This is a genomic window from Novimethylophilus sp. (genome assembly GCF_036504375.1).
Taxonomy (GTDB): Bacteria; Pseudomonadota; Gammaproteobacteria; order Burkholderiales; family Methylophilaceae; genus Novimethylophilus.
Map to the genome: position 1 here is coordinate 46,451 of NZ_DASXVH010000084.1, position 25,654 is coordinate 72,104.

Genomic DNA, 25,654 nt, shown 5'->3' on the forward strand with positions numbered 1-25,654 from the left:
CAAGACTGCCGGCAGCACACAGGAAAACCATTCATGACGCGCCATTCCCTATGGACTCTGCTCATTCTCTGGCTGTTGGCTTTCCTCGTTACCGGTTGCGGCCGCGAGCCGTTGTATCAAAATCAGGCTTATGTGTTCGGCACCCTGGTAGACATCAGCATCTACGGGGAAAACGAGGCTCGTGCCCAGCAGTTGTCTGCACATGTTCTGCAGGAATTCCAGCGGCTGCATGACAGTCTGCACGCATGGAAGCCGGGCAGCGAACTCGACCGGCTAAACATGGCAATTGCCGCCGGCAAACAGGTTCGGATAACGCCGGAATTAGCCGGCATCCTGACCGATGCGGCAAAATTGTCTGCCCAATCCGATGGCTTGTTCAATCCTGCCATTGGGCATCTCATCGGTTTGTGGGGATTCCAGCGCGATGAGTTTACCCCGGTGCATCCCGCCCCTGCCGAAATACGAAAATGGGTCGAAGCCAATCCCCGCATGGCCGATATCACTGTAACCCGGCAATATGCCAGCAGCCGTAACCCATCCGTCAAACTGGACTTGGGCGGCTATGCCAAAGGTTATGCGCTGGATCTTGCCAGCAATTATCTACGCAACGAGAAGGTAAAAGGGGCGCTGGTCAATATCGGCGGCAATATCATCGCCATCGGTGCGCACGGCGAACGGCCATGGCGGGTAGGCATCCAGCATCCGCGCCAGGCCGGGCCGATCGCCACACTGGATCTGCCCGACGGCTGGGCCATAGGCACATCGGGCGATTACCAGCGGTATTTCGAGATTGACGGCAAACGTTATTGCCATATTATCGATCCGCGTACAGGTTTTCCTTCCGCGGCCATGCAGGCGGTCACTGTGCTGATACCGCCTGTGCCCCATGCCGGCACGTTGTCGGATGTCGCTTCCAAGCCCTTGTTCATTTCGGGCGTTGCAGGATGGCAGGAGGCGGCGCGCAAAATGAACATAGAAAATGCGCTGATGATAGATCCGTCGGGAGCGGTGCATCTCACGCCCGGCATGCGACAGCGCCTGCGCTTCGAAGACAAGGGTGTGAAGATTGAAGAGTAGGCTGCTGCCGGGAGACCTGCTGACGTTCGTGTTGGGTGCGGTCCTGGTCGGATGGCTGTTCGCTGCTTTTTGGCAGGGCGGGTCGGCCGGCAAGGTGCGCATACGCACCGGCGATACGGTTTTTGCCACTTTCAGCCTGAATCAGGAGCGCACGATAGAAGTGCCTGGCCCGCTGGGCATCAGCCGCATCGTCATCCACAACCACCAGGCACGTTTCCAGAGTTCGCCTTGTCGCAATCAATACTGCGTGCATCAAGGTTGGCTGGCCCATGCCGGACAGGTTGCAGTTTGCCTGCCCAACCGCGTCAGTCTGGAACTGGTCGGCGACAAGGGCTATGACTCCCTTAACTATTAAGACCACGCTACGCGACCACCAGGTGGCCCGTCTGGCGGCGTTTGCCATCGTGCTGCATCTGGCGGAGGCGGTGATGCCCGCCCCGCTGCCGGGGGTGAAGCCGGGGATTGCCAATATCATTACGCTGTATGTATTACACCGCTACGACTTCGCCACTGCCGCGTGGGTGTCGTTGCTGCGGGTATTTGCCGTCAGCCTGCTGTTTGGCAGCTTCTTGACGCCGACATTCGCGCTAAGTCTTACCGGTGCCTTGGCAAGCCTGTTCACCCTTGCGCTTGCCATGCATTTGCCTAAACGCCTGTTTGGCCCGGTCAGCCACAGCATATTCGCCGCGTTTGCGCATATTGCCGGACAACTGCTGGTGGTGCGCCTTTGGCTCATTCCCCATGCAGGCCTGGCCTACCTGGTGCCGGTATTCGCCGTGTTTGCGTTGTTGTTCGGCACACTTAATGGTTTGATTGCGGCAAAATTGCTCGCAGCGGATTTAAAAGAGGAAAAGGGATGAGAAAAATAGTATGGCTGCTCGTCATGCTGATCAGTCAGCCTATATACGCCGCCGAATGGGCGCTGCTGCCGGATGCGGGCTTGGCAGACCAGTATTTTTACGACAAAAGCAAACTTGTCATCAAGGATGAGGAAGTCACCTACTGGAAAAAAGTCCTGTTTAAAACACCTCAGTCGATAAAAGGCAAAGAAGCCGTTTCCGGCATGCTGCGCGAGCGCATCCATTGCGGAGAACATACAGCCAAGCTGCTCAGCTATTTGTATTACGCCGGCAACGGAGAAACTCTGGATTACGTTGCACAGGATGACTCGGCATCAGTGCCTATCATTCCCGACACGGTAGGCGATGCTTTCGACCGTGTACTGTGCCCCCTGGTATGGCGCAAGCAGGAGGAGCAGCGTATCAAGGCCGAGCAGGCCGGGGTAGAGGCGGAATTGAAACAGGCAGTGAAAAAAAAGGAAGAACCAAAGCCCGCGCCGGCCATGGCAACGCCTTCCATCCCGGCCCCGACCAAACCTGTTCCCCCGCAATTGCCCAATGTCCGGCTACCGGAAAAACAGCCGGCTGTACCTCAATTGCCGATGCCGCAGATCATGGAACAGCTGTATTGATCGGATAATAAAATGGATGGCAACTAATGCCATGATGAGCTTTTATATGACCAGGAACAAAGTTTCGATATATCGCATCCTGGTAGCATTGATACTCTCATCAGTATTGCATGGGCTGCTTCTGACCTATTTAAGCCCATTGTCCCAGCATCGCCCTGGTAATAGGGTATTAGAGGTTCGATTACCCCCTTACTCTCTGACGCAAGAAAAAATAATAGAGAATTCGCATTCATTCGTTGAAGCCAGCAACAGCGCGCCATCTAGTGCAATATTAACTACTCAAGCGCAGCGCTGGCAGCAAGCACCAACCCGCTCTCAACAACTTGCAATTAACCGACAAGCCGCAGCGGATATCTCAGTGTCGAATAAATCTGAGACTGAAAATCGTATATCTGTGCCGGCCCCAGCCATTTCCCAAAGCACTGATCAGCGATCTTTGGATGCACTGCCGGCACAATCAGAAACGATTAATTTGGTAGAAGTCGAGTTTCAGATATTTGCCGGTGAAAAAAGGACATTACTAGGCTCGGCCATACAGCGCTACGAAGCTGATATGTCTGAAGGGTATCTCTTGAGTTACAGGGGACGGCTGGAAAGGCCGGGGAAGCCGGATCCAGAGAATGAATGGCAACTGCAAATCGAAGGACAAATTACTCGTAATGGCCTGATGCCGCTTACGTTTCAGCAACAAGGTAATATGGCCCGGCAGCTTATGACCTTGAGCGATGCTGAGATTGAAAATAAGTCGTCACAGAATGGCTATCGTAGCGGTCGAATGCCGGATGGCATTTTAGATAGGTTTAGCATGCTTTATCAGTTTATGAGGTCACCGCCTAAAGATGATGGTGGTACCTTATGGTTATCGGATGGAGAAAATCTGAGCGAATTCGCCTATCACATGGCGGGGATAGAGTCCGTGGAAATTAACCCGCTTGGCGTACTGAAAGCCGTGCACATAACAATATTGTCCACAAATGACAATTCGGAAACGACAGAGTTATGGCTAGTGCCGGATTTGCATTATCTACCAGTAAAAATATCCCACCGAGACATGCATGGAAACACGATTGAGCAAGTAGCGGTTTCTTTTAATATCCAATAGGCTCTAAGTGCCCTAAGCTGCATATCAGGTGTGTGACAACTCGATACATACCTCGAGTTATCACACCAGCGATCTTATTCCGATATTAATTCGCGCCATGAAACACGTCTGGTAGCTCCCGCTGCGTTTCCGATGGGGACGTTGGAGGTCACAGTCGTACCATCCGACAGCCGAGTCAGTTCGACGATCGTATTGTTTGGCAAGCGCACATACACTGGCCGGGTGGCAAGGGCATTGCCCAATTTCGCGGCTACCACCTTTGTTGTGGAGGTAGAAACAGCGGCACCTGTCCGGTAATCAAGAAAATATCTGTAGCTATAACCGCCTACCGTACATGCGCTTGAATTGGGAACATTCGTTGTGAAGCCCAACGTGCCCAGTCCTAGCGTAGGATCGGTATTGGCGCGTTCTCCGCTATCCGGTAAATCGAGGAACCAGCCGTTATCACTGGCAAAATTTACTACGTTACTGCTGCTGGTACGCACCAATTGGCCAGTGATGCAGATTGAAGGGGGTGAACCGGCTGGGCAGACTGTATTAGTCTGGGTTTGCTGGACAAAGCCACCAAACGTTCGAGGAACGCCATAGATCGCCGTGCTTGGAGTCGAGGTCGCAGGCAGGGTATCTTTGAGGGCGTAAATCGATTGCATGCTTGTGTCGGTCAGATCGGCAGTCCCTAAGTAACTACCCGTACCCACGTAAATTACGAGATTCCCGCTTACATCGCCGACCTGCGGTTTGGCCGTAATTGGCTGAACATTGGAAGCGGGGCTCGGGCCTCTGAACGTCGCCAGCAACTGGGCATCATAACCGCTGGCTCCCAGGTCGCCATTGACATCGAACCGCCACAGATTGCCATACAGATCACCGCCATAGATCATTCGAACCGTATTGTCTGACGAAGTCGAGATCACGGGAGCGGCGATACGCGCCAGCCCGCTTGGACATGCGGCTGGAGCAGCCGTGGTGGCAGTGCATACGGTGGTTCCGTCAGCTGCCACCACTGAACTGGTTGAGCCGGCGGGTTTTCCTACGCCAGTAGCAATCGATCTGATAAGCGCACCGGTATTAGCGTTAAGTACATACAGGCGGCCTTGGCCATCACCGGGGGAAACATTATTGTAGCCGGAGGTCACAAACACTGCCCATGTGCCATCCTTGAGCTTGCCGATTTTGGGATTGCCGTAGGTAAACCCCATGTTGGTATCGGTAAATTCCCACAGCGCCTTAGGCGAGGCAGGGTTGGTTATGTCGAGTGCATAATAGCCGCGCCCACCGCCATTTAATCCACCAACAAGAATTGTTTTCCAGACGGCTGCGGGAGCGCTGCTGATAGTAGTGGCGCAATCGCTGACACAAATTTCTCCGACGATGGGCGTACCATCTACAAAATACTGATGCAGACTCGAATAATTCTTGTCAGCAAGCTTATTAAGCTTTGGCAAGATTATTGATGGGATATAAGCCCACGCCTCGTTCCCGCCGACTACACCCGTAGTCGAATTTGAAGCCGCATAGAATGCATGCAGCATGCCGTCGTTAGCCGCCGCATAGACCATGCCTTGGCGTGTTGCGTTAGCCGTTTTGAAATCGCTGTATCCTCTGTCTGCAAAGTTAAACAAGGAAGCTTTCACATATACTGCTTCGGCATTCACAATGTCGCCGAGCACATGTAGGCGCAGGTGGTAATACTTGGAAGTATCGGTCGGCGTCCCCTCATTGCTGCGATCGCCTCGCAAGAAGTTCACCAGATTGGCACCGACTGCATTAGCTTGATTCGTGGCGCTCAGACAAGTAACGCCGGTCGTGCAGAACTGCGACAGGGTCACATAGGGGCTACTGAAATAGGCCTGTTCCGTGCTCGTCAAATCGGTCCATGTAAACGGTTTTAGCTTGGAAACGGTCGTGGAATCAAATGTATATATGGTGCGGGTGGTATATCCGGTTCCGGCAACTTTGGTGTCCAGACTGCTTTGTGCCGCCCAATCAATGGTAGACGAGGTTATGCCGGTCGTCAGGTCAAGCTGCTGCCGCACCAGCTCCCCATCCCATTCCTGAGTAGTGAAGGTGGAGCTGAACACGAAGTTATCGCCTGATGTTACGTTCGGGTTGCTGGTGGTCGCTGCCGCCGATGAGCCGGTACGGGCGGAGACCCCTGCAAGCGCGCTGGATAAGCCGCTGGAAAGAGAGGCTGGGTTGGTGGCGCTAAAATAAGTGCCGCGGCCATTCACCGCCGTGTGCCAAAGATCGTCGATGGTAGTCTGAGTATTGCTCACGGGTATTGGCCAGTTGCAGATGCCACTGGCTTGCCAGGAACAGATGCCTGTGTTAGCTGCGGTACCGTTTTTCACATCGAAGAAATCGCCGCTGGAGGCGGTCACATAATTAGGCGAATATTGCATATAACCAGAAGCGCCTAATCCTAGGGTGAAAGTCGTCATATGCTGCCAGCTGGCGCCATCCAGACCGCTAGTGGGCACGTTGTTATATGGATCGGGGCTGGCAGAAGAGCAAAGCGTATTACCGGTCGTTGCCGGCGGGACTACTGAGCCGGTGCAATTGCCGAGGGCCGTCGTTCGTAGATCGTTGGCATAGTAATACTCCGATACGTCCGCCAATGTATTGGAGGTGCCGTTACCGTCGAGCATCGGTCTTGGCTCTGCTGAATCCTGATTGCCGATGGCGGTAGTGCCATCCAGTTGATAGCCGCCGGGATTGGCTTCGTTCCAATAACCGTCGGTAGAGAGAATGGTGAAATTCTGCTGACAGGAATACTGTATTGGGTCAGCCACTGTGCTGCCGTTCAAAGTCGTGCCATTGAGTTTCCCTGCATACAGTCGCCCAGCCTTGGTCAGTGCTGTGCGCAATGGCGTCGAGCTGCCCGGAATGGCACTGGTGATTTTAGTGTACCAGGTATTTTTTTGAGTACCGTCAAATTTGCCGATATTCAGAAAATCAGAACTGGTGTTGTTGTTGATGCTCAAGTAGCCCACGCGGTAATTTATGTCTACCGGCGCAAAGGCAATACTGGCCGAGGTTTTCATCATTTGCATGCGAGTGTGGTAATAAGCCCACCAGTTCGCATAATTGGTCATTTCTTCTGTATAGGTACAGGTAGTGCCGACGCAATCGGTGCGTGCGGATGCCTTGGTGATGGAGCCGGGATATGGGTAGCTATTGATTGCAGAAACAATATCCGTGCGTTGATTGACGCCAGGAATACTACCGGCGCCGAAGGCCGTGGCAGTGACAGTCATGGTGCCAGATTTGGTTACAACGGGCGTGTAGCTGATGGCCCCGGGTGCCGAAATCGTGACAGTGCTTCCGGAGAGGGTTGCGCTATAACCCACAGCTTGGCAAGCGCCGGTAAGTCCTGTTGTACAGCTGTTTATATTCGTCCGAATGCTGGACGCGACCGTGCTGGAGGTCGTGGATGCGGTAGTTGCCGCAGAGAGAATTTCTAGGCCGTTGACTTTGATGCTGGTAATCGATGTACTGGATGACCCGCTAACGCTAATAGTGGCGGTGCGTGGCGAAGGATAGCGTGCATTGAGGTAAGTTGTTGTTCCTGTCTCGATTCTGACGGCTTGGCATGTGGTCAATGCAGAACTGGTGCACCAGCGTAATGTTGCTGGATAAGGATAGCTCGTGGACGGGGCGGACGCCGCAGTACAGGTTCTCAGACTGGGCTCAGCACAGTATTCGCCTGGCGCAAACGTATAAAAGTACGCATTGCCTTCCAGGTTGCTATTGGATGTGGATTGGACGCCATAGGCGTCAATAGGAACATTCGTCCAGCGCGGTGTGGCTGTGCTGCCGACGGTGCCGCCCCCCGTTGCAGCGGAAGTGCCGGTCATGCTGGGGTATCTGGTTGTATTGAGTGTGCCGTCGCTGTTATAAGAGGTTGGGGGAGTATAGGTAATCGATGGATTGTAAGCGACGCCGTTGTAACCGGCATTGCGAATTAGTGCCTGGTTGCTGCTATTCGCCCAGTCCGGCAGAAAATTCCAGCCCATGCTACCTGAGTCGTCCAGTACGAATATGATGTTGGGCAACACCGATGATGTGGATGAAGTCACCAGCGGAACTGAGGCAAGATCGGTAGTGGCAGCCTGTGAACTGGAGGCAATGGTAAGGAAAATGGCAGCGTGTCCAATGTTCCTGAGCATATTGTTAGTGATCATGACAACCCCCTGTTTTTTTACAAGGCAACAATGGTTTGAACATAACTGACGGTATTGCGAGGGCCGGCTATGCGAGAGGTAATTCGGTAATAGATTTGACTGCTGTATAACAGATCGACTGAGCCGGCATCCAGGCTGTTGCTTGCCGAGCTGGTGGACGCCGGCGAAGCGGCGCAACCCGTGCCGGGAGTAATTGGATCTCCGGGAGTGAGGCAGAGCCGTTGAATGGCATAAGCCACAGTATTGCCAGCAACATCTGTTGCCAGGGTCACCGACTGGGCGGCGAGTACCAATGACCAAAAGTTGTCCCATGATTGGCCGGGCCCCGGATCCTGGCGTCGCGCCGTATAACCACTGCCAAAATTGTCCACATGTAAAGTGGTGCCGGTATTGTTTGCTTCCAGCCATTGAATCGCCGTTTCGGTTCCAGTGTCGCCCGAGTGAATTGCCGCCTGCTGAAATGCCATGTTGCCGGCGATGACGTTGGTGGTGTCCACCGATCTTACTAGTGCAATTCCTGCCAGTGTCATCGCTACCAGCATGATCAATGCGATTAACAGAACAACCCCGCGTTGCCGAGATCGCATGTTTTTACTAACGGTAAAAGATGGATATTTCATCAGCATCCTGCCTGTACCCCCAACCATGTCACGTTTCGCAACGGTACTACAGTCTGGAAGACCCTGTAGCGATAGTTCTGCCAATTGGTGAGGCCCGTTAGCACAATAGGGTTGGCTGAAGTCCCTGCCCATGTAGGGGCCGCTGCGGTAACTGTTGCAGGATCACGCTGCGCACTGCGGGCCACTAGCGCAATCCGGACGGCAGGGGTTTTTACCCAATTGCAGGCAGTCGTCGGGGTGGTTTGGTCATAAATATCTGCAATGCCATCCATGGGATTGGTGGTGTCTCGGCCATATTGCGCCCTCATGCTGACGATATTGTCGGCAATTGGCACCCATATCGAAGCATTGGTCGTGTTAGCAGCAATGCTGCAATCGTTCAGAATGTAGTCGCAGGCAGTCAGATTGCCATTACGAACGGCATATGCCACGATTTTTGGCGCGCTACCCAGATTGTAAAGAGTGCCGCCTGCCATATTTGCTACGCCTGTTGTCACGGAGACATTTGGATTAACGCTTCCTGTCACTGTATCCATAACCAGATTGCACGGCGTTGAGCGCGCTTGAGGCGTCGCAATAACCAAGTCATTGGTGTTGAATAAGCTGAATGACTGGACTGCATAGGTGGCTGTGGCTGGTTGCGACCTGATACCGTTGCCTTGCGACGAAATGCTTGCATTACCGTATACCACCAGCACGGTATCGGTATTGGCATCACCTGCCGGAATAGAAGCATGATTGATGGTGACGGGCGCCATTGAGTTCAGTGTTATACCCGCCCGCAAGAGTACGTTGCAGCCGACCAGATTGGTCTCGCTGATACCATATCCCCCTTGACGAATATCGCGTTGCATTCCATAAAGAGCGATAGCGCCATTGTTTTGTGCATCATCGCTCCCGGTGGTAGTGCGCTGTCGTCCCTGCGAGACAACCGTCACATGCATGATAACCATAATTCCAATCAGGCCGATGACCATGCCAACCATGATTTCTACCAAGCTGAAGCCGGCGGTGATGGACTGGGAAGGGCGAAAGATCATGGCTAACTTACCTTAGATAATTTGCGCAACAGTCATGTACTGATGAGGCGGGGCGGCAGCAGGATCACTTGGCGCCTTCCAGAAGATGGTGATGGTCACGAGGCTAGTGGTAGTGGTAGGCCCAACGACAAGCTGTACCGTGACTGTTGGAGGATAAGCAGATACCCCCGGGAGAGTCGCCATTACTGTTCCATCCGCAGGTGAAGGCATTGAACCTGCCCATGCCACATAAGCGGCTCCTTGCGGAGTACTGCTGAAATTTGTTCTTAGGGTTGCCGCCGTACGGTTACTGACCCACATCTGTCCAATTAATTGATTTGCCAAAAGGCTGGCTTCGGTACGATATTTGGCATCACCGGCAATCTTGACAGAGGCTGTTTGCAAGCCAACGATGGCAAGTATGCCCATAGAGAAAATCAAGAGGGCAATAAGGGCTTCCAGCAACATGGACCCCATTTGTTTGCTTTGGCGATTTACGTAAATGCTCATATCTAGCACGCCCTGGGATCTGAACTGGCCAATGAAGGGTCGCACATGCGAATGCGGCCCCCTGTCGATACAACGACTCGCAGGCAGCGCATTTTTCCTCCGGCATCAATGCAGCTGCCGCCCGATGGATTGCTGATGCCGATACTGACGTTATAGCCCGCAGTAATCGAGGGCGCGGGAATTTTTCCCAAGCCATTGAAAATGATGGGGCGGTTAAAAGGCAGACCTGGCGTTGCAGGTGTTACAAGATCCTCTGTCGCATTCACGGCGATATTGGTGGAGCCTTCTGTGCCGGCATGTTTCTGTATGATGCGCAGAGTGCCCGACTCCGATTCGGCAGTGGCGCAAGCGCCCGGCGTACCAGCTAGATCATCCTGACTGATAACCCAGTTGGTGCCTGCCGCAGAAACAATGCAAGCGCTGGTCATGGTATCGGTAAGCTGAAAACGAATGGAAGCATTGCGTCTTACCGCCTCTGATCGAGCTAATTGCAGCCCGCTTTGGATGGACTCAGCCGCGGTGCGGATCTGGGTATTCTGAATCCAGTTAAAAAAGCTCGGTACGCCAGTTCCCAGCAAAATAGCGACAATAGTTAACCCTACGAGAAGTTCGACTAGTGAAACGCCCCGCTGAAGATGACGGAGAATTAACACACGCCTCCTTTTTTGGTGACCCAGCAGCTTGAGTTGCCGGTCCAGCCTGCATAGGTAATGGTAGAGGATTTAGCATTGCTTTGATCTATGGTGTAAGTAAATCCTGCCATCGATCCTGTTCCAACTGCCTGAAGGGTATAATTGGTTGCGGTCGGCACTGCCGAGCATGAGAAAGTAAAATATTGGCTGGTTGTTGTGTCAGCGTTGCATGCTGTGGCCCCCACGTAAGTCCTGTTGTCCTGGAAATACTGTTCCATCTGCCCGCGCTTAAGAGCAAGTGCTCCTGTGGCATCGGGAATCTTTCCTCTGATGACATAATCCTGATAGGCTGGCAAGGCTATTCCTGCCAAAATACCGATAATGGCCACAACAATCATTAATTCAACCAATGTAAAGCCTAAAGCTTTGATTTTCATTGCCGCATCCCTTTCATTCATTTCGCATAATAGTTCAGGCGAAAAAAAGACGTCTATGTCAGTCAGACAAGCGGTTATTTTTCCATCCCGAACGGAAAATTGGTAATATTCAGCGCTTGTTTTATTGCTGATGAGCTAACGATGCGCGTCATTATATTCCCAATACTGATTAGTCTTATGCTGACCGCCTGTGGCGCCAAAGGTCCGCTGTATTTGCCTGAACAACGTTATCCTCAGCCGCAGCAGGATGGCCGATGAACGTTTTCACACCTAAAGGCGGCGAACTCTACGCCGAGGAGGTTCCGCTTGTCCAAATTGCTCGCCAATTCGGTACGCCTTGTTACGTTTATTCACGTGCCGCATTGACGGAGGCTTTCCGCCAATTTGATGAAGGCTTCGCTGCATGTGACCATCTCATTTGCTACGCAGTCAAGGCCAACTCCAACCTGGCGGTGCTGAGCGCCTTCGCCAAATTGGGCGCAGGCTTCGATATAGTTTCCGGAGGAGAACTGGCGCGCGTGCTGGCCGCCGGTGGCGATCCCGGCAAGGTCGTGTTTTCCGGCATCGGCAAAACTGCCAATGAGATGCGGGCCGCGCTGGCGGCCGGGATTTTATGCTTCAACGTGGAGTCGGAAAGCGAACTCGTGCGCCTGAATAAGGTCGCGGGCGAGATGAACAAAATAGCGCCGGTTTCGCTGCGCATCAATCCGGATGTGGACGCAAAAACGCATCCTTATATTTCCACCGGACTCAAGAACAACAAATTCGGCGTAGCTTACGATAACGCTTTTGAGCTTTATCGTCGCGCAGCGGCAATGCCGCATCTGGCAGTACATGGCGTTGATTGCCACATCGGTTCCCAGCTGACCGAGGTAGAACCTTTCCTGGCGGCGCTGGAGCGTGTGCTGGCGCTGGTTGATCAACTTGCTGCGGTCGGCATTTCGATATCTCATCTCGACCTGGGGGGCGGTGTCGGCATCTGCTATCGCGACGAAACTCCTCCGGCAATTGCCAGCTATGCCGCAGCTTTGATGCAACGACTGAAAGGCTGCAATTTCAAACTGCTGCTGGAGCCGGGTAGGGCATTGGTGGGCAATGCGGGGCTATTGCTGACGCAGGTGGAATACCTCAAACATGGAGAAGCCAAGAATTTTGCGATTGTGGATGCCGCGATGAACGATTTGATGCGCCCCGCTCTTTACGATGCATGGCATGACATCGTAGCGGTGGAACCACGGATCGGACCGGCAGAGAATTTCGAGATCGTTGGCCCGGTGTGCGAAAGCGGAGATTTCCTGGGGCATGACCGTGAGCTGTGCCTGGAAGAAGGGGACTTGCTCGCGGTGATGTCGGCTGGCGCTTATGGCATGAGCATGAGCTCCAACTACAATACGCGTCCGCGCGCTGCCGAAGTGATGGTGAACGGCAGCGAGGTGATACTGGTGCGCGAACGCGAAACTATTGATTGCCTACTTGCTGGGGAAATTACTGTCAAGTAGCTGATTATAAATCAAATATCATGACACTCAAGCTTTAATTGCGGGTATTGTAAACCACGGTAAATTGGCGTAGATTGTTTCCTCCGCAGTACCTATTACAACCAAGATTAAGACGGAGGAAAGCAAATGATGAAGTCGATTTTCGCTATGCTTTGCATGATGTTCGCGTTGTTCGCCGCCCCGCTGGTTTATGCTGAAGAAGCTACCGATGATTCTGCCAGCAGCGCCCAAGATGAGCCGCTGCCACCCATGATTGATCCTGCCGTCGCGAGTGATACTTCTGGCCAGTAGTCCGGTTTGAATGGTAAAAGGCGTGAATTGTTTCGATTCACGCCTTTTTTATTGGCTGGGGCTCAATCAGTCAAAAATGACCGTTTTATTGGCGTAAAGCAGAATACGGTTTTCCACATGCCAACGCACCGCGCGCGATAGTACGACTTTTTCCAGATCGCGGCCTTTCTGTATCAGGTCTTCCAATTGATCACGGTGCGAGACGCGTACGATGTCCTGTTCGATAATGGGGCCCTCATCCAGAACTTCAGTCACGTAATGACTGGTGGCGCCTATCAGTTTCACTCCGCGCTCGAAAGCGCGATGATAGGGCCGTGCCCCAACGAAGGCCGGCAGGAAAGAGTGGTGGATGTTGATAATGCGTTGCGGATAGCGCGCCACGAATTCGGGAGAAAGCACTTGCATGTAACGAGCCAGCACGATGAGGTCGATATTGTATGAATCCAGCAGGGAAAACTGCCTGGCTTCGGCTTCTGCCTTGTTTTCTTTATTGATCGCAACGACCTGGAAAGGAATGCCGTAAAAATCGGCAACGCGCCGGGTATCCGGATGGTTGCTGATGATCAGCGGTATGTCGCAGGCCAACTCACCGCTTTGGTGACGGTAAAGTAAGTCAACCAGGCAGTGGTCGTATCTTGAAACGAAAATGGCGATCCTGGGTTTATGACCGGCAAGCTTGAGTTGCCAGCGCATCTGGAATTTCTCCGCGATAGACGCGAACTGTCGTTCGAACTGCGTGGGATCGAGTGCGAAGCCGGACAAATCCCATTCCACACGCATTAAAAACAGATTTTCTTCGGCATCCTGATGCTGATCGGCATGCAAAATATTGGCATCGTGGCGGAAGAGAAAATCGGCGATCGCTGCTACCAGGCCCTTGCGGTCCGGGCAGTTGATCAGCAGTGTGGCAGTTTTCTTCATGCGGCCGTATCCGTATCTCTTTGAAAAGCCGGCTATTATATCCGCTTCATTCAAAGCGCTGCCAGATTGTGCTATCTTCATACCCAATGACTAAGCAATGGCCATATTTTCTGTTGGCGTTTCTGCTGCCGCTCCTGGCGGTTTTCTGGTGGTGGGGAGCATTCGCCGCGCCTGAGATAAAAATATCGCCGCGTAAAATGGTGCATTATGCCTACCTGGTTTCCGCGGGCGATTACAGCAAAGTGGAAGAGCGCCAGCGCGAAGTGCGCGATCTGCTCAAGCAACAGGCAATTGCGGCTGGACAATCGCTTACCCTGATCGAGAACGATCCCCGTACTACACCGGCTGCCCGGCGTAAGGCGCAGGCGGGGGTGGTTATCTCCGGAGACGCACAGCCCAAGGTTCCCCTGCTGGAAGGGACTTTGCCGGAGCGTGACGCGCTGGTTGTCAGCGCGCGCGGGCATCCGTTTTTTGTTTACGGCAAGGCTTACGGCGCGTTGCTGGATTACCTCAAGCAACATGGCATGGCCTTGCGGTTGCCCGTAGCGGAAACTACGCGCGACAATACGCTGACGATTGAAATGGCGCTGAAATAATGAGTTTTCAATGAGCTTTCTAATTCTGCTTGCAGCCTTGCTGCTCACCTATTACCGCCCTTTGCCGCCAAAATTTGCCATAGGGCACGGGCATAAACGGTTTTCTCAATTGCTGGAGCGTAGCCTCAACGACGGCCGTGCGCGCCACGGCGCGATCGCCTGGGCACTTTCGGCACTGCTGCCGACGCTGCTGATAGGTGTGGCTTATTATGCGCTGTGGCATATTGCCCCACCACTGGCGGCCCTGTTGGGCATCTTGGTACTCTACTTGGCCATGGATTTCCGTGGATTCAGCACGCCGGCCGAGGCCATCGCCGCTGCATTGCGCGACAATAATGTTCAGGAAGCGCGGGAACGTCTGGGAATATGGAACGGTCAACCGGCCGAGGCTTATAGTGCTGCCGAGATCGCACGGGTTGCCATCGAAACCGCGTTGATGCGTGCGCATTACAATCTGTATGCACTGGTGTTCTGGTTTATGCTGCTGGGACCTGCGGGCGCCGCACTGTACCGCCTTGCGCAATCCGTGGACCAGGCATGGGGTGGGCAGGAAGCCGCATTCAATCGGGTTCCCCGCCAGATATTCTATTGGCTGGACTGGCTGCCGGCACGTTTTACCGCGATTGGTTTTGCGGTAGTAGGCGATTTCGAAGACGCTCTTTATTGCTGGCGTACTCAGGCCGTGGCATGGAAAAACGAAGCCATGGGCATCATGCTGGCCAGCGGTGCAGGCGCGTTAGGCGTACGGTTGGGCGAACCCTTGCCGTTCAAGGGTATTGTGGAATATCGTCCGGAACTGGGCCTGGGCGATGCCGCCGATGCCGATTATCTGATGAGCACGGTGGGACTGATCTGGCGCACGCTGGTGCTTATGCTCGCACTAATGTTATTGATGACGTTTGCCAACTGGCTAGGAAATTAATTTTGCAAGTTCTGCTCGCTAATCCCCGGGGCTTCTGCGCCGGCGTCGATCGCGCCATTGTCATCGTGGAGCAGGCGTTGGAGCGTTTCGGGGCGCCTATCTATGTACGCCATGAAGTGGTTCACAACAAGTTCGTGGTCGAGGAACTCAAGCGCAAGGGTGCGGTATTCATCGAGGAGCTGGACGAGGTGCCCACCGGCAGCACCGTTATTTTCAGTGCCCACGGGGTGTCGGTATCGGTGCGCGAAGAAGCCGAAGCACGCGGACTTAAAGTGTTCGATGCCACTTGCCCGCTGGTTACCAAGGTGCATGTGGAAGTCGCCAGGATGCGCAAGCAGGGTCGGGAAATCATCATGATCGGCCACAAGGGCCATCCTGAAGTCGAAGGCACGATGGGGCAGAGTGAAGGCGGCATGTACCTGGTGGAAACGCCCGAGGATGCGGCCAGGCTCGAGGTGCAGGATCCGCACAAACTGGCCTATGTCACGCAGACCACGTTGTCGATCGATGACGCCGCGCTTGTGGTGGAAGCGCTGAAGCGGCGTTTTCCCGATATCGCGGCACCCAAGAGCGACAGCATCTGCTACGCCACGCAGAACCGGCAGGATGCCGTAAAATCGCTCTCGGCCCGGTGCGACCTGGTGATCGTGGTCGGTTCGCCCAACAGTTCGAATTCCAACCGGTTGCGGGAAGTTGCGCGCAACCAGGGCATAACTGCCTACATGGTGGACAATGCGGGCCAACTCGATCCGGCCTGGCTGGTCGGCAAATCGCGCGTAGGCGTTACGGCCGGCGCCTCCGCTCCCGAGGTGCTGGTGCAGGAAGTCGTCGCTAGACTCAGCGAGCTCGGCGCTGGCCGCGTCGAAGAGTTGCGGGGTGTCGTCGAACGTGTGGTATTTCCGCTGCCAAAAAACCTGACCCTATGAGCAAAACCATTACCCTGGCCCTGACCGGTGCCTCCGGCATGGGCTACGCCATGCGGCTCCTGGAAGTGCTGCTGGACGGCGGGCATATGGTTTACCTGGTATATTCGCAGGCGGCCCAGTTTGTCGCCAAGCAGGAGCTGGATCTGGCGCTGCCGTCGCGTACCGCGGAGACCCGCGCGATGCTGCTGGAGCGTTACGGTTGCCGGCCGGAGCAATTGCATGTGTTCGCCCGCGAGGACTGGCTGGCGCCTATCGCCTCCGGTACCGGCGCGGCGGATGCGATGGTGGTGTGTCCCTGCACGATGGGCGCATTGTCGGCGATCGCCAGCGGCGCCAGCGATAACCTGATCGAAAGGGCGGCAGACGTGATGATCAAGGAGGGCCGCAAGCTCGTTCTGGTCCCGCGCGAGACGCCGCTGTCACCGATACATCTTGAAAACATGCTGAAACTCGCGCGTATCGGCGTGGTCATGCTGGCGGCCAATCCCGGCTTTTACCACCAGCCGGCGACCTTGCAGGATATCGTGGATTTTATCGTGGCCAAGATACTCGACCAGTTGGGCGTCGAGCACGACTTGATGACGCGCTGGGGCGATATAAAACTGGCGGACTAGCCGCCGGTTTCAATTCAGCCGGTTTTCTTCAGATTATCCAGACTGCATGGCCCTGGGCCATAAACCGCGATTGCAAGCATGCCGCCGGCAATCGCCAGATTCTGCAATAGCAGGCCATCCGCCCGATGCAGCGCGATAGCGATGAAAATGCTGTAAACAGCCAGGATCCATGCGGCCGGGCGCGTTTTCCAGCCCAGAGCCAATGCGGCGCCGGCGCCGATTTCTATCAGTATCATCAGCGGCGCGACGACCGGCGGCAGGCCATAACCTCCCAGATGGGCCAGAAACTGGTCGTAAAACGCCGGATTCTGCATGCTGAATATGACCTTGTTTACGCCGACAACCAGAAAAATCTGTGCGAGAAGTACGCGGGCGGCAACGGCAACCATTTTATTCATATTCATTGGATATCCTTTTTAAATTCGTCGAATAATGCCTGCAAGCCGTGTCAGTCGCAAGAGGCCATATGGGTAGGGTCCGGCAATCCGGCGGCAATGAAACCTTCCCGGCGCAAACGGCAGGAATCGCATCGTCCGCAAGCGCGTCCCTCGGAGTCGGCCTGGTAGCAGGAAACGGTCAGCCCATAATCTACGCCGAGCTCCGTTCCGCGCCGGACGATCTGCGCTTTGCTGAGGTCGATCAGCGGCGCATGGATGCGCACCGGCTGGCCTTCCACGGCCGCTTTGGTGGCAAGATTGGCCATGTGCTGAAAGGCGTCGATGTATTCGCGCCGACAATCCGGATAACCCGAGTAGTCGAGCGCATTGACGCCTATGAAAATATCCCGTGCGCCGAGTACTTCCGCCCAGGCCAATGCCAGCGAGAGCATGATGGTATTGCGCGCCGGCACATAGGTGATCGGAATGCCTGCGCTCGGAGCCTGCGGCACGGCAATGGATGCGTCGGTAAGTGCTGAGCCGCCGAAAGTGGAAAGGTCGAGCTGAAACACGCGGTGTTCGACGGCTTCCAGGGCGCGCGCTACACGGCTCGCGGCGTTGAGTTCGGCAATGTGGCGCTGGTGGTAATCGAAGCTCAGGCAGTAACAGGCGTAGCCTTCGCTACGGGCAATCGCCAGTACGGTGGCGGAATCCAGCCCGCCCGACAGCAGCACGACGGCCTTTTTCATCGCCCCGCTTCCTCGCCCCACAAGGCTTTGTGCAGCTGTAGCTGGAAGCGTACCGGCAACCGGTCTGCGAGTATCCATTCGGCCAGGTCGCGCGCTGCAAGCCGGCTGTAGGCCGGGGAAAACAGCACCGGACATTTGCCGGCGATACCGTGCTCCGTCAATATCTGCCGGGCCCACTCGTAGTCCTCGCGATTGCAGAGGACGAACTTGACCTCGTCGCTGGGTTTGAGATGCCGCAGATTGCTCCAGAGATTTTTTGCCACTTCGCCGGAACCCGGCGTCTTGACGTCGAGTATCACGGAAACCCGCGGGTCGATGCCTGCGATATCCAGGCTGCCGCCGGTTTCCAGCGATACGTCATGGCCGGCGTTGCTCAGCATTTTCACCAGCGGCAGGCAGTCTTTCTGCGCCAGCGGTTCGCCGCCGGTCACCGTCACGTAATGCGCGCCGGTGGCTTCTACATGGCGCAGGATTTCGTCCAGTTCCAGCGTTTCTCCACCTTGAAAGGCATAGGCAGTGTCGCAATAGCCGCAACGCAACGGGCAGCCGGTAAGGCGCACAAAAGCCGTGGGCAGGCCGGTGCGAGAAGTTTCTCCCTGCAGGGAGAAGAAGATTTCGTGAATTCTTAAGGACAAACTAATTTTTCGATTTCAGCGATTCGATAGCCGTTAAGCGTTTCTTGGCCAGCGGGGCGGTATCGCTCAACGGATACTTGGTCAGCAGGTTTCTGAGTGTTTGCCGCGCGCCGTCGATGTCGGCGAGCTGGATCTGGCTGTTGGCGATGTTGTACATCGCATCCGGCGCTTTCTGGTGGTCGGGGTAACGCTGCAACAGCTTCTGCTGGTCGGCGATCGCAGCCTTGTAGTTTTTCTGTGAGAAATGCGCGTAACCCATCCAGTATTGAGCGTTCGGGGCGAATCTGCTATCCGGGTAAGCGGTCAGAAACTTATCGAACGCCTCGGCAGACTGCGCAAACTTGCCGGTTTTGAACAATGCGTGTGCCGACTCATACTCTTTCAGTTCCGCCGCTGCATCCGCTGCTGGCGCGGTCGGCGCAACGGTTGGCGTTGCCGGGGCGGCTGGCTGGGCAGGTGCTTCCGAAGCCGGAGATGCAGAGACCGGCGATGCCGGAGCGGAGGGGCCGCTTTCGAGTTTGCGCAAGCGGCCGTCCAGGTCGGCATAAAGGTCGCGTTGGCGCTTTTGAGTGACTTCAACGTCGTGCGACATCACTTCGATCTGCCCCTTGAGTTTGCCCAGTTCACCGTTGATACGATCGATCTGGTTAAGCAGATCGATCATGCCCTGGCTTTTGAGCTGGTTCTCCAGCGTCGAAACGCGGCCATCCACCGCTTGACGCTGCTTCAGCTCTTCATCCAGCTTGCCTTGTAGCTGGCTGAGCTGCTGCTGCAGGTCGGCGATTTTCTTACGCGCTTCGTCGTCACTGAAAAATCCCGCCTGGGCGGTTCCGATACCGCCCAGCAGCAAACATACAACCAGCACCCACCTTGTCATGAGAATGGTTTACTCTTCGCCGACGTAAACGATGTCGACGCGGCGGTTTTCAGCCCAGCAGGCTTCGGTCTTGTCGGTGCAACGCGGCTTCTCTTCGCCGTAGCTCACGGTCTCGATCTGCTTGTCGTTCACGCCTAGCACGTTCATGACTTTCTTCACCGCCACGGAACGGCGCTGGCCCAGCGCGAGGTTGTATTCGCGGCTGCCGCGTTCGTCGGCATTGCCCTGCAATACGACTTTGGCATCGGTGTGTTCATTCAGGTACTTGGCATGCGCCTCTACCAGCGCACGGTACTCCGGCTTTACCTCATCCTTGTCGAAGTCGAAGTAAACGTTGCGCTTGGAAAGAATGTTGTTGGGATCCTTGAGCGGATTGACCGCCATCTTTTGCTCGACTGCAGGCGTCGTTTCCGCAGCCGGCGGGGCTTCCTTGACCGTTGCAGGAGCTTGCACCGTGGCTGCCGGGCTCTTGTCCTCTACAGCGGCTTTAGGCTCTTCCTTGACTTGCTTGCTGGAACAGGCCGCCAGAAGAACTGCCAGTATCAAACCACCTACCAGTTGCTTATTCATGCTTTTTCTCCTTTATGATGAACAATTAATTCGCTGCGGGACCCCAGGAAGGCTCCCGCACATCCCCCGCCTCGCTGAGACGTTGTTTTACACGACCGTCGGCGGACACCACCGACAATATACCCCGGTTATTGACGCTGGTGGCATATATGATCAGCCTGCCGTTGGGCGCGAAGCTGGGCGACTCGTCCTGGGACGAATCCGACAATATCTGCACCTGGCCGCTGGCCAATTCGCGCACGGCAACCTGGAATTTGCCGTTCTCACGGCGGATATAGGCGAGTAATTTGCCGTCGGGCGAAAGGTGTGGGCTTACGTTATAGCTGCCGTCGAAGGTGACGCGCTGCGCTTCGCCGCCGAGCGGCGAAATGCGGTAGATCTGCGGGCTGCCGCCGCGATCCGAGGTGAAGTAAATCCACTTGCCGTCGGGCGACCAGTAGGGTTCGGTATCGATCGCGCTACCCTGCGATAGCGGCTGCATGCCGGTGCCGTCGGCATTGATCAGGCTTAAGCGCGAGTTGGCGCCATGCGTCAGCACGATCGCCAGCCTTTTGCCATCAGGCGACCAGGCCGGGGCGCTGTTGTTGCCCTTGAAATTGGCCAGTACGTAGCGTTGGCCCGAAGTCAACGACTGCACATAGACGACGGGTTTTTTCTTCTCGAACGAGACGTAGGCCAGTCTGGTGCCGTCCGGCGACCACGCCGGCGAAATAATCGGTTCGGCGCTGGAGAGCACGGTTTGCGGATTGTTGCCGTCGGCGTCCGCCACCACCAGCGTAAAGCGTTTGCCGGTCTTGTTGACGTAAGTGATGCGGGTGGCGAATACGCCTGGTTCGCCGGTCAGTTTTTCATAAATGATATCGGCTATTTTATGAGCGGTCTGCCGCAACTGGCTCGGCGTCACGTCGAACTCCAGTCCGGTCAGCTGATTTTGCTTGAGCACGTCCAGCAAGCGGAAGGACACTTTGAGACGGCCTGCGGCGGACGGCTCCACCTTGCCTATTACCAGTGCCTGCGCTTGCAACGCCGCCCATTCGGGGTATTTTACATCGACCGGATCATGGGGCTGGCTGACCACGCCTCGCGTTTCCAGCAGGCGGAACATTCCGCTGCGACGCAGGTCGGCGCCAATGACCGTAGGCACGCTTTCCGGCAAGGTGGCGGTCTGCGGCTGGGCAAACGGGACAATGGCGATCGGGATTTGCTGCGCCGCACCGCCGACGATTTCGATATCGAGCGCGGCGCGGGAAATTGCGGGCAATAACAAGGGCAATAAAAGCAGGCATCGAATCATCGGCGAATTATAAAACGAAATTATTAATCATCGTTAGGGCGGAACTTGAGTTCTAGATCACGGAATTGGGCAAAAAGTTCCGGCTGAGGCGGCAACGGTAATGGTTGTGCTTGCAAAATGGCACGTTCCACTGCCTGGTCGCAGGCCGGAATGCCGCTGCTTCTTGTCAGACGGGGATTGCCGGATATCTCGCCGGTGGGCATCAAGGAGATCCCGAATACCAGTTCCGGCTTGCCATTGCCGCATAGTTGCCGGTTGACGAAACGCCTGATTTTAGCTTGGATTTTTCCACGATAATCGTTAATGATGCCGCTGGAAGCCGCCAGCGTTTCAGCAGCGCGTTTAGCCTCCGTCGTATTTTTCACATCGGCTTGTTGCGTTTCATGCTCCCTGGGCTGATCTTCCAGCATCATCTGCTGCAGCTTGCGGATTTCATCCTTGCGTTTCTTCTCGTCTTCCTTGGCCTTCTGCGCGGGATCAGGCTTCTTCGGCTCGACCTTGGGCGGCTTTTTCACTTCCGGCAGCGGCGGCTTGGCCTTGAGCTGGATTTCCGCCTTGGGCTCGGGGGGCGGGGCAGGCTCCGGTCTGGGTTCGATTTTTGGCGGAGGCGGCGGTTCCGGTTTAGGTCCTGGCGCAGCTACATGAGGCTGCGGCAGGCTATCCCACAACTCAACCTGGGCAATCTGCTGCGGCGGCATATTTTTCCAACTGAAAGACACCGCCAGCAGTACGAAGAACAGCCCGTGGACCAGCAGGGCCAGCAGGCCGGCCGTCACGGCAAGTGGGCTTTCGCGTCTGCGAATCATCCCGAAGCGGGCTTGAGCAGCAGCCCGACCTTGTCGATCTTGTTTTGCTTAAGCAGATCCATCACGCCTATGACCTCTTCGTAGCGCGCGCTCTTGTCGGCGGCGATCACGATGGCCTGACCGGGGTGCCTGTTCAGGCTGTCGTGGATTGCGGCGAGCAGTTCGTCACGCTGCAGGCGCTTGCCGTCCAGTTCGATCGACTTGTCTTTTTTGACCGTAATTACCAGCGGTGCCGCAGCTTGTTTCAATGCCTGGCCCACTTGCGGCAATTCGACTACGCCGGGATTGGTCATCGGTGCGGTGACCATGAAAATCACCAGCAGCACCAGCATCACGTCGATATACGGTACGACGTTGATCTGGTTCATCATGCGGCGCCGCGGGCGATGGGAGCGAGACATGGTGGCGTCCTCTTAGCCCTTGCGTTGCAGGATGTTGGTGAACTCTTCCATGAAACTTTCATAACGGATCGCCAGCCGGTCTACGTGGGAGGCAAAACGGTTATAGGCGATTACCGCGGGGATCGCGGCAAACAGGCCGATGGCAGTGGCGATCAGGGCCTCGGCGATACCCGGAGCGACATGCGCGAGCGTGGCCTGCGCGACGTTGGCCAATCCGCGAAAGGCATTCATGATGCCCCATACGGTACCGAACAGGCCGATATACGGGCTCACCGAGCCCACCGACGCGAGAAAGGGCAGGTGCGCATCCAGGTCGTCCATTTCCCGGTTGAAGGCTGCCCGCATCGCACGGCGCGCGCTCTCGGTCAGACCGTTCACTTCCATGCCGCCCTGTTTCTTGAGCCGGGCGTACTCCTTGAAACCCGCCTCGAATATGCTGGCCATGCCTTGCGTGGTGCGGCGCCCGGCATTGATATTATCGTAGAGCTTGGTGAGGTCGCCGCCGGTCCAGAACGTGTGTTCGAAATCGACTGCCGCACGATCGGCGCGGTTCAACGTGAACAGCTTGAGAAAGATGTACCACCACGATACCAGCGATCCCAGCAGCAGAATCGCCATTACCGCCTGCACCGGCAGACTGGCCCCGGTTATCAGGGTCAACAAGGAAAGATCTTGCGCCATGCTTACATTCACGATTGTTTGCTTTCAAAATGTTGTCGCAACATTGCAGGGATAGGCACCGGCTTGAAAGAAGAGCTTGCTACGCAGGCCACTTCGACGGTGGCGGCCGTCAAAATATCGTCGCCGTATTGCAATTTCTGGTCGAAAACAATCCGGCTGCGGCCCAGCTCGACGACATGCGTCACGACATCGAGCAGCTGGTTGAAACGCGCCGGCCGGGCATATTTTATCTGAACGGTACGCACCACGAACAAGACACCTTCGCGGCTGCGGAGTTCCGTTTGCTCGCAGCCCAGGCTGCGCAGCCACTCGGTGCGTGCGCGTTCGAAGAACTTGAGGTAGTTGGCGTGGTAGACCACGCCGCCGCCGTCGGTATCTTCGTAATAAATCCTTACCGGCCAACTGAAGCTATTCATCCCACAACTCCGGAGTTATGGCGGACTTTGGCTGCGGCAGGCCGAAATGCTGGTAAGCCATCGAAGTCGCCATACGGCCGCGCGGCGTGCGCATCAGGTAGCCTTGCTGGATCAGGTAGGGTTCCAGCACGTCCTCGATAGTGTCGCGTTCTTCGCCGATGGCCGCGGCCAGGCTTTCCACCCCTACCGGTCCGCCGCCAAATTTTTCCAGCACTGCCAGCAGCAGTTTTCTGTCCATCAGGTCCAGGCCCAGACGGTCCACGTCCAGCATGATCAGGGCTGCATCGGCCACGGCCGAGCTCACCGTGCCGTCGGCTTTTACCTGGGCGTAATCGCGGACGCGGCGCAGTAGCCGGTTGGCAATTCGTGGTGTGCCGCGCGAACGGCGGGCGATTTCCAGCGCCCCATCCTCCACCAGCGGGACTTCCAGCAGACCTGCGGAACGGTGGACGATGCGCGCCAGCTCTTCCGGCGTATAAAATTCCAGCCGGGCGACGATGCCGAAGCGGTCGCGCAACGGATTGGTGAGCATGCCGGCGCGGGTGGTGGCGCCCACCAGTGTGAACGGCGGCAGTTCCAGCCGCACCGACCTTGCCGCCGGGCCTTCGCCTATCATGATGTCGAGGCGGTAGTCTTCCATCGCCGGATAGAGGATTTCCTCGACCACGGGCGACAAGCGGTGGATTTCATCGATGAACAGCACGTCGTTGGGTTCGAGGTTGGTCAGCAGCGCGGCCAGGTCGCCGGCGCGCTCCAGCACCGGCCCGGAGGTCTGGCGCAGGCTGACGCCCATTTCCTTGGCGATGATGTGCGCCAGCGTGGTCTTGCCCAACCCCGGCGGGCCGAACAGCAGCACATGGTCCAGCGCTTCGCTCCGGCCGCGTGCGGCATGGATGAAAATTTCCAGCTGGCCGCGTGCTTTTTCCTGGCCGATATATTCGTCCAGCAGCTTGGGGCGCAGCGCCCGTTCCTGGGCTTCTTCCTCCCGCCCCAGCGTGGCGGTGGCGATCAGGCGGTCGGTTTCGATCATGGCGAATTCCCCGCTTCAGCGAACAAACTAAAAGACCTCAAGACCAGGAAACAGCCAACGATGAAGAGGGCTGTCGAGGCAATGCGAACAAGTTGGCCGGTGTTGATCATGCCGTCATGTTTTGGATAGCGATTTGAGCGCTTGCCGAATACCATCCGAAACCGACAAACCTGCCGGCAGTTGCTTGACGGAAGACAATGCTTCGCGCTCGTTGTAGCCCAGTGCCAGCAAGGCATTGAGCACGTCGCTGACGCCGGTTTTCTGCTGCCCGCCAACCGGCTGTGCGCCCGCCGCTCCGAAACCCAGCTTGTCTTTCAGTTCCAGCAGCAGGCGCTCGGCGGTTTTCTTGCCGATGCCGGGAATCTTGACCAGCAATGCCGCCTCCTGCAGCATAATCGCCTGCGCCAGATCGTCCACCGACATACCGCTTAGTATACCCAGCGCCGACTTGGCGCCTATGCCGTTGACCTTGAGCAATTGACGGAATGTCATACGCTCGCGGTCGGTCAGAAAACCGTAGAGCAGCTGTGCGTCCTCGCGCACCACGAACTGGGTGTGCAGCGTTACGCGTTCGCCGGTGCCCGGCAGGTTGTAGAACGTGCTCATCGGCACTTCCACCTCGTAGCCAACGCCGCTCACGTCCACGAGAATTTGCGGTGGATTCTTCTCCAGCAGCAGGCCGCTCAGGCGTCCGATCATAATTGCTCCAAAGAGTATGCGGGAAATGCGTTCATATCAGCCGGCCGCCACGCACCCGGAAGCCGGCGGTGGCCAGCTTGCCCAGTCCTTGTCCGCCGTGCGCATGGCAGATGGCGCAGGCCAGCGCGTCGGCGGAGTCGGGCTTGGGCGCGGCCGGCAGGTTGAGCAGGCGCTTGACCATTTCCTGTACCTGCTCCTTGCCGGCGTGTCCGTTGCCGACTACTGCCTGCTTTACCTGCAAGGCTGTGTATTCTGCCACGGGCAGGTCGCGCAGGACTGCCGCGCTGATCGCCGCACC

General features: G+C 56.0%; 32 protein-coding genes. 12 read left to right on the forward strand and 20 right to left on the reverse strand.

What is annotated here, in order from left to right; genetic code table 11:
- Positions 1-33: 33 nt before the first annotated feature.
- Genes VGK14_RS12285 through VGK14_RS12305 form a run of 5 tightly spaced genes read left to right on the forward strand, consistent with a single transcriptional unit; the run spans position 34 to position 3,650 of the window.
- A complete protein-coding gene (locus VGK14_RS12285; RefSeq protein ID WP_331509377.1) occupies positions 34-1,077 on the forward strand; it encodes an FAD:protein FMN transferase in 1,044 nt (347 codons plus the stop codon).
- Complete coding sequence (locus VGK14_RS12290; RefSeq protein ID WP_331509378.1) at positions 1,067-1,432, forward strand: NusG domain II-containing protein; 366 nt, start codon at positions 1,067-1,069, stop codon at positions 1,430-1,432. The genes VGK14_RS12285 and VGK14_RS12290 overlap by 11 nt, the downstream gene beginning before the upstream one ends.
- On the forward strand, positions 1,413-1,937 hold the full coding sequence (locus tag VGK14_RS12295) for a Gx transporter family protein (RefSeq protein WP_331509379.1): 525 nt from the start codon (positions 1,413-1,415) through the stop codon (positions 1,935-1,937). The genes VGK14_RS12290 and VGK14_RS12295 overlap by 20 nt, the downstream gene beginning before the upstream one ends.
- Positions 1,934-2,548 (forward strand): surface-adhesin E family protein, encoded by a 615-nt coding sequence (locus VGK14_RS12300; RefSeq protein ID WP_331509380.1) that lies wholly within the window; start codon positions 1,934-1,936, stop codon positions 2,546-2,548. Before VGK14_RS12295 ends, VGK14_RS12300 begins: the two co-directional genes overlap by 4 nt.
- 16 nt (positions 2,549-2,564) lie before the next feature.
- On the forward strand, positions 2,565-3,650 hold the full coding sequence (locus tag VGK14_RS12305; protein WP_331509381.1) for a DUF3108 domain-containing protein: 1,086 nt from the start codon (positions 2,565-2,567) through the stop codon (positions 3,648-3,650).
- Between the two features lie 74 nt (positions 3,651-3,724).
- On the opposite strand, the gene VGK14_RS12310 is transcribed toward VGK14_RS12305, so the two are convergent.
- Genes VGK14_RS12310 through VGK14_RS12335 form a run of 6 tightly spaced genes read right to left on the reverse strand, consistent with a single transcriptional unit; the run spans position 3,725 to position 11,052 of the window.
- Positions 3,725-7,834 (reverse strand): pilus assembly protein, encoded by a 4,110-nt coding sequence (locus VGK14_RS12310; protein WP_331509382.1) that lies wholly within the window; start codon positions 7,832-7,834, stop codon positions 3,725-3,727.
- A gap of 17 nt (positions 7,835-7,851) precedes the next feature.
- Entirely contained in the window at positions 7,852-8,454 is a 603-nt protein-coding gene (locus VGK14_RS12315; protein WP_331509383.1) for a hypothetical protein, read from the reverse strand.
- Complete coding sequence (locus tag VGK14_RS12320) at positions 8,454-9,494, reverse strand: PilW family protein (RefSeq protein ID WP_331509384.1); 1,041 nt, start codon at positions 9,492-9,494, stop codon at positions 8,454-8,456. The genes VGK14_RS12315 and VGK14_RS12320 overlap by 1 nt, the downstream gene beginning before the upstream one ends.
- Before the next feature lie 12 nt (positions 9,495-9,506).
- Positions 9,507-9,983, reverse strand: a complete 477-nt coding sequence (gene pilV / locus VGK14_RS12325) for a type IV pilus modification protein PilV (protein ID WP_331509385.1) — start codon at positions 9,981-9,983, stop codon at positions 9,507-9,509.
- Between the two features lie 2 nt (positions 9,984-9,985).
- Positions 9,986-10,636 (reverse strand): GspH/FimT family pseudopilin, encoded by a 651-nt coding sequence (locus tag VGK14_RS12330; protein ID WP_331509386.1) that lies wholly within the window; start codon positions 10,634-10,636, stop codon positions 9,986-9,988.
- Positions 10,630-11,052: a type IV pilin protein gene (locus VGK14_RS12335; RefSeq protein ID WP_331509387.1), complete on the reverse strand. Its 423-nt coding sequence runs from the start codon at positions 11,050-11,052 to the stop codon at positions 10,630-10,632. Before VGK14_RS12335 ends, VGK14_RS12330 begins: the two co-directional genes overlap by 7 nt.
- A 141-nt stretch (positions 11,053-11,193) precedes the next feature.
- Here VGK14_RS12335 and lptM point away from each other — a divergent pair, with 141 nt between their 5' ends.
- From lptM to VGK14_RS12350, 3 genes are all read left to right on the forward strand, one after another.
- On the forward strand, positions 11,194-11,310 hold the full coding sequence (lptM, locus tag VGK14_RS12340; protein WP_331509408.1) for an LPS translocon maturation chaperone LptM: 117 nt from the start codon (positions 11,194-11,196) through the stop codon (positions 11,308-11,310).
- Positions 11,307-12,551: a diaminopimelate decarboxylase gene (lysA, locus tag VGK14_RS12345; protein ID WP_331509388.1), complete on the forward strand. Its 1,245-nt coding sequence runs from the start codon at positions 11,307-11,309 to the stop codon at positions 12,549-12,551. Before lptM ends, lysA begins: the two co-directional genes overlap by 4 nt.
- A gap of 126 nt (positions 12,552-12,677) precedes the next feature.
- Positions 12,678-12,842, forward strand: coding sequence for a hypothetical protein (locus tag VGK14_RS12350; protein ID WP_331509389.1), 165 nt, complete (start codon positions 12,678-12,680; stop codon positions 12,840-12,842).
- 66 nt (positions 12,843-12,908) lie between these two features.
- Here the strand turns inward: VGK14_RS12350 and purU are convergent, their stop codons facing one another.
- Positions 12,909-13,763, reverse strand: a complete 855-nt coding sequence (purU, locus tag VGK14_RS12355) for a formyltetrahydrofolate deformylase (protein ID WP_331509390.1) — start codon at positions 13,761-13,763, stop codon at positions 12,909-12,911.
- 86 nt (positions 13,764-13,849) lie between these two features.
- Between purU and VGK14_RS12360 the strand changes: the two genes are divergently transcribed.
- Genes VGK14_RS12360 through VGK14_RS12375 form a run of 4 tightly spaced genes read left to right on the forward strand, consistent with a single transcriptional unit; the run spans position 13,850 to position 16,821 of the window.
- Positions 13,850-14,359, forward strand: a complete 510-nt coding sequence (locus tag VGK14_RS12360; protein WP_331509391.1) for a GyrI-like domain-containing protein — start codon at positions 13,850-13,852, stop codon at positions 14,357-14,359.
- Positions 14,360-14,369: 10 nt separating this feature from the next.
- Positions 14,370-15,281: a CobD/CbiB family protein gene (locus tag VGK14_RS12365; RefSeq protein ID WP_331509392.1), complete on the forward strand. Its 912-nt coding sequence runs from the start codon at positions 14,370-14,372 to the stop codon at positions 15,279-15,281.
- Between the two features lie 2 nt (positions 15,282-15,283).
- Entirely contained in the window at positions 15,284-16,207 is a 924-nt protein-coding gene (ispH, locus tag VGK14_RS12370) for a 4-hydroxy-3-methylbut-2-enyl diphosphate reductase (RefSeq protein ID WP_331509393.1), read from the forward strand.
- A complete protein-coding gene (locus VGK14_RS12375; RefSeq protein ID WP_331509394.1) occupies positions 16,204-16,821 on the forward strand; it encodes a flavin prenyltransferase UbiX in 618 nt (205 codons plus the stop codon). Before ispH ends, VGK14_RS12375 begins: the two co-directional genes overlap by 4 nt.
- A gap of 14 nt (positions 16,822-16,835) precedes the next feature.
- Here VGK14_RS12375 and VGK14_RS12380 read toward each other — a convergent pair whose 3' ends face one another.
- From VGK14_RS12380 to VGK14_RS12440, 13 genes are all read right to left on the reverse strand, one after another.
- Complete coding sequence (locus VGK14_RS12380; protein ID WP_331509395.1) at positions 16,836-17,219, reverse strand: DoxX family protein; 384 nt, start codon at positions 17,217-17,219, stop codon at positions 16,836-16,838.
- 50 nt (positions 17,220-17,269) lie between these two features.
- Complete coding sequence (gene queC, locus VGK14_RS12385) at positions 17,270-17,947, reverse strand: 7-cyano-7-deazaguanine synthase QueC (RefSeq protein ID WP_331509396.1); 678 nt, start codon at positions 17,945-17,947, stop codon at positions 17,270-17,272.
- Positions 17,944-18,582, reverse strand: coding sequence for a 7-carboxy-7-deazaguanine synthase QueE (gene queE, locus VGK14_RS12390; RefSeq protein ID WP_331509397.1), 639 nt, complete (start codon positions 18,580-18,582; stop codon positions 17,944-17,946). Before queE ends, queC begins: the two co-directional genes overlap by 4 nt.
- A gap of 1 nt (position 18,583) precedes the next feature.
- A complete protein-coding gene (gene ybgF, locus VGK14_RS12395; protein WP_331509398.1) occupies positions 18,584-19,447 on the reverse strand; it encodes a tol-pal system protein YbgF in 864 nt (287 codons plus the stop codon).
- A gap of 21 nt (positions 19,448-19,468) precedes the next feature.
- Positions 19,469-20,029: a peptidoglycan-associated lipoprotein Pal gene (gene pal / locus VGK14_RS12400; RefSeq protein WP_331509399.1), complete on the reverse strand. Its 561-nt coding sequence runs from the start codon at positions 20,027-20,029 to the stop codon at positions 19,469-19,471.
- A 25-nt stretch (positions 20,030-20,054) separates the two neighbouring features.
- Positions 20,055-21,323: a Tol-Pal system beta propeller repeat protein TolB gene (tolB, locus tag VGK14_RS12405; protein WP_331509400.1), complete on the reverse strand. Its 1,269-nt coding sequence runs from the start codon at positions 21,321-21,323 to the stop codon at positions 20,055-20,057.
- A gap of 23 nt (positions 21,324-21,346) precedes the next feature.
- Positions 21,347-22,099, reverse strand: coding sequence for a cell envelope integrity protein TolA (locus VGK14_RS12410; protein WP_331509401.1), 753 nt, complete (start codon positions 22,097-22,099; stop codon positions 21,347-21,349).
- A 26-nt stretch (positions 22,100-22,125) separates the two neighbouring features.
- Positions 22,126-22,530 carry an ExbD/TolR family protein gene (locus VGK14_RS12415; protein WP_331509402.1) on the reverse strand — a complete coding sequence of 135 codons (405 nt, stop codon included), beginning with the start codon at positions 22,528-22,530 and terminating at the stop codon, positions 22,126-22,128.
- Positions 22,531-22,542: 12 nt separating this feature from the next.
- Entirely contained in the window at positions 22,543-23,211 is a 669-nt protein-coding gene (gene tolQ, locus VGK14_RS12420; RefSeq protein WP_331509403.1) for a protein TolQ, read from the reverse strand.
- A gap of 8 nt (positions 23,212-23,219) precedes the next feature.
- Positions 23,220-23,627, reverse strand: coding sequence for a tol-pal system-associated acyl-CoA thioesterase (ybgC, locus tag VGK14_RS12425; protein ID WP_331509404.1), 408 nt, complete (start codon positions 23,625-23,627; stop codon positions 23,220-23,222).
- Positions 23,620-24,657, reverse strand: coding sequence for a Holliday junction branch migration DNA helicase RuvB (gene ruvB / locus VGK14_RS12430; protein ID WP_331509405.1), 1,038 nt, complete (start codon positions 24,655-24,657; stop codon positions 23,620-23,622). The genes ybgC and ruvB overlap by 8 nt, the downstream gene beginning before the upstream one ends.
- 114 nt (positions 24,658-24,771) lie before the next feature.
- On the reverse strand, positions 24,772-25,356 hold the full coding sequence (gene ruvA, locus VGK14_RS12435; protein WP_331509406.1) for a Holliday junction branch migration protein RuvA: 585 nt from the start codon (positions 25,354-25,356) through the stop codon (positions 24,772-24,774).
- A gap of 31 nt (positions 25,357-25,387) precedes the next feature.
- On the reverse strand, positions 25,388-25,654 hold a 267-nt coding region (locus tag VGK14_RS12440; protein WP_331509407.1), incomplete at its 5' end, for a crossover junction endodeoxyribonuclease RuvC.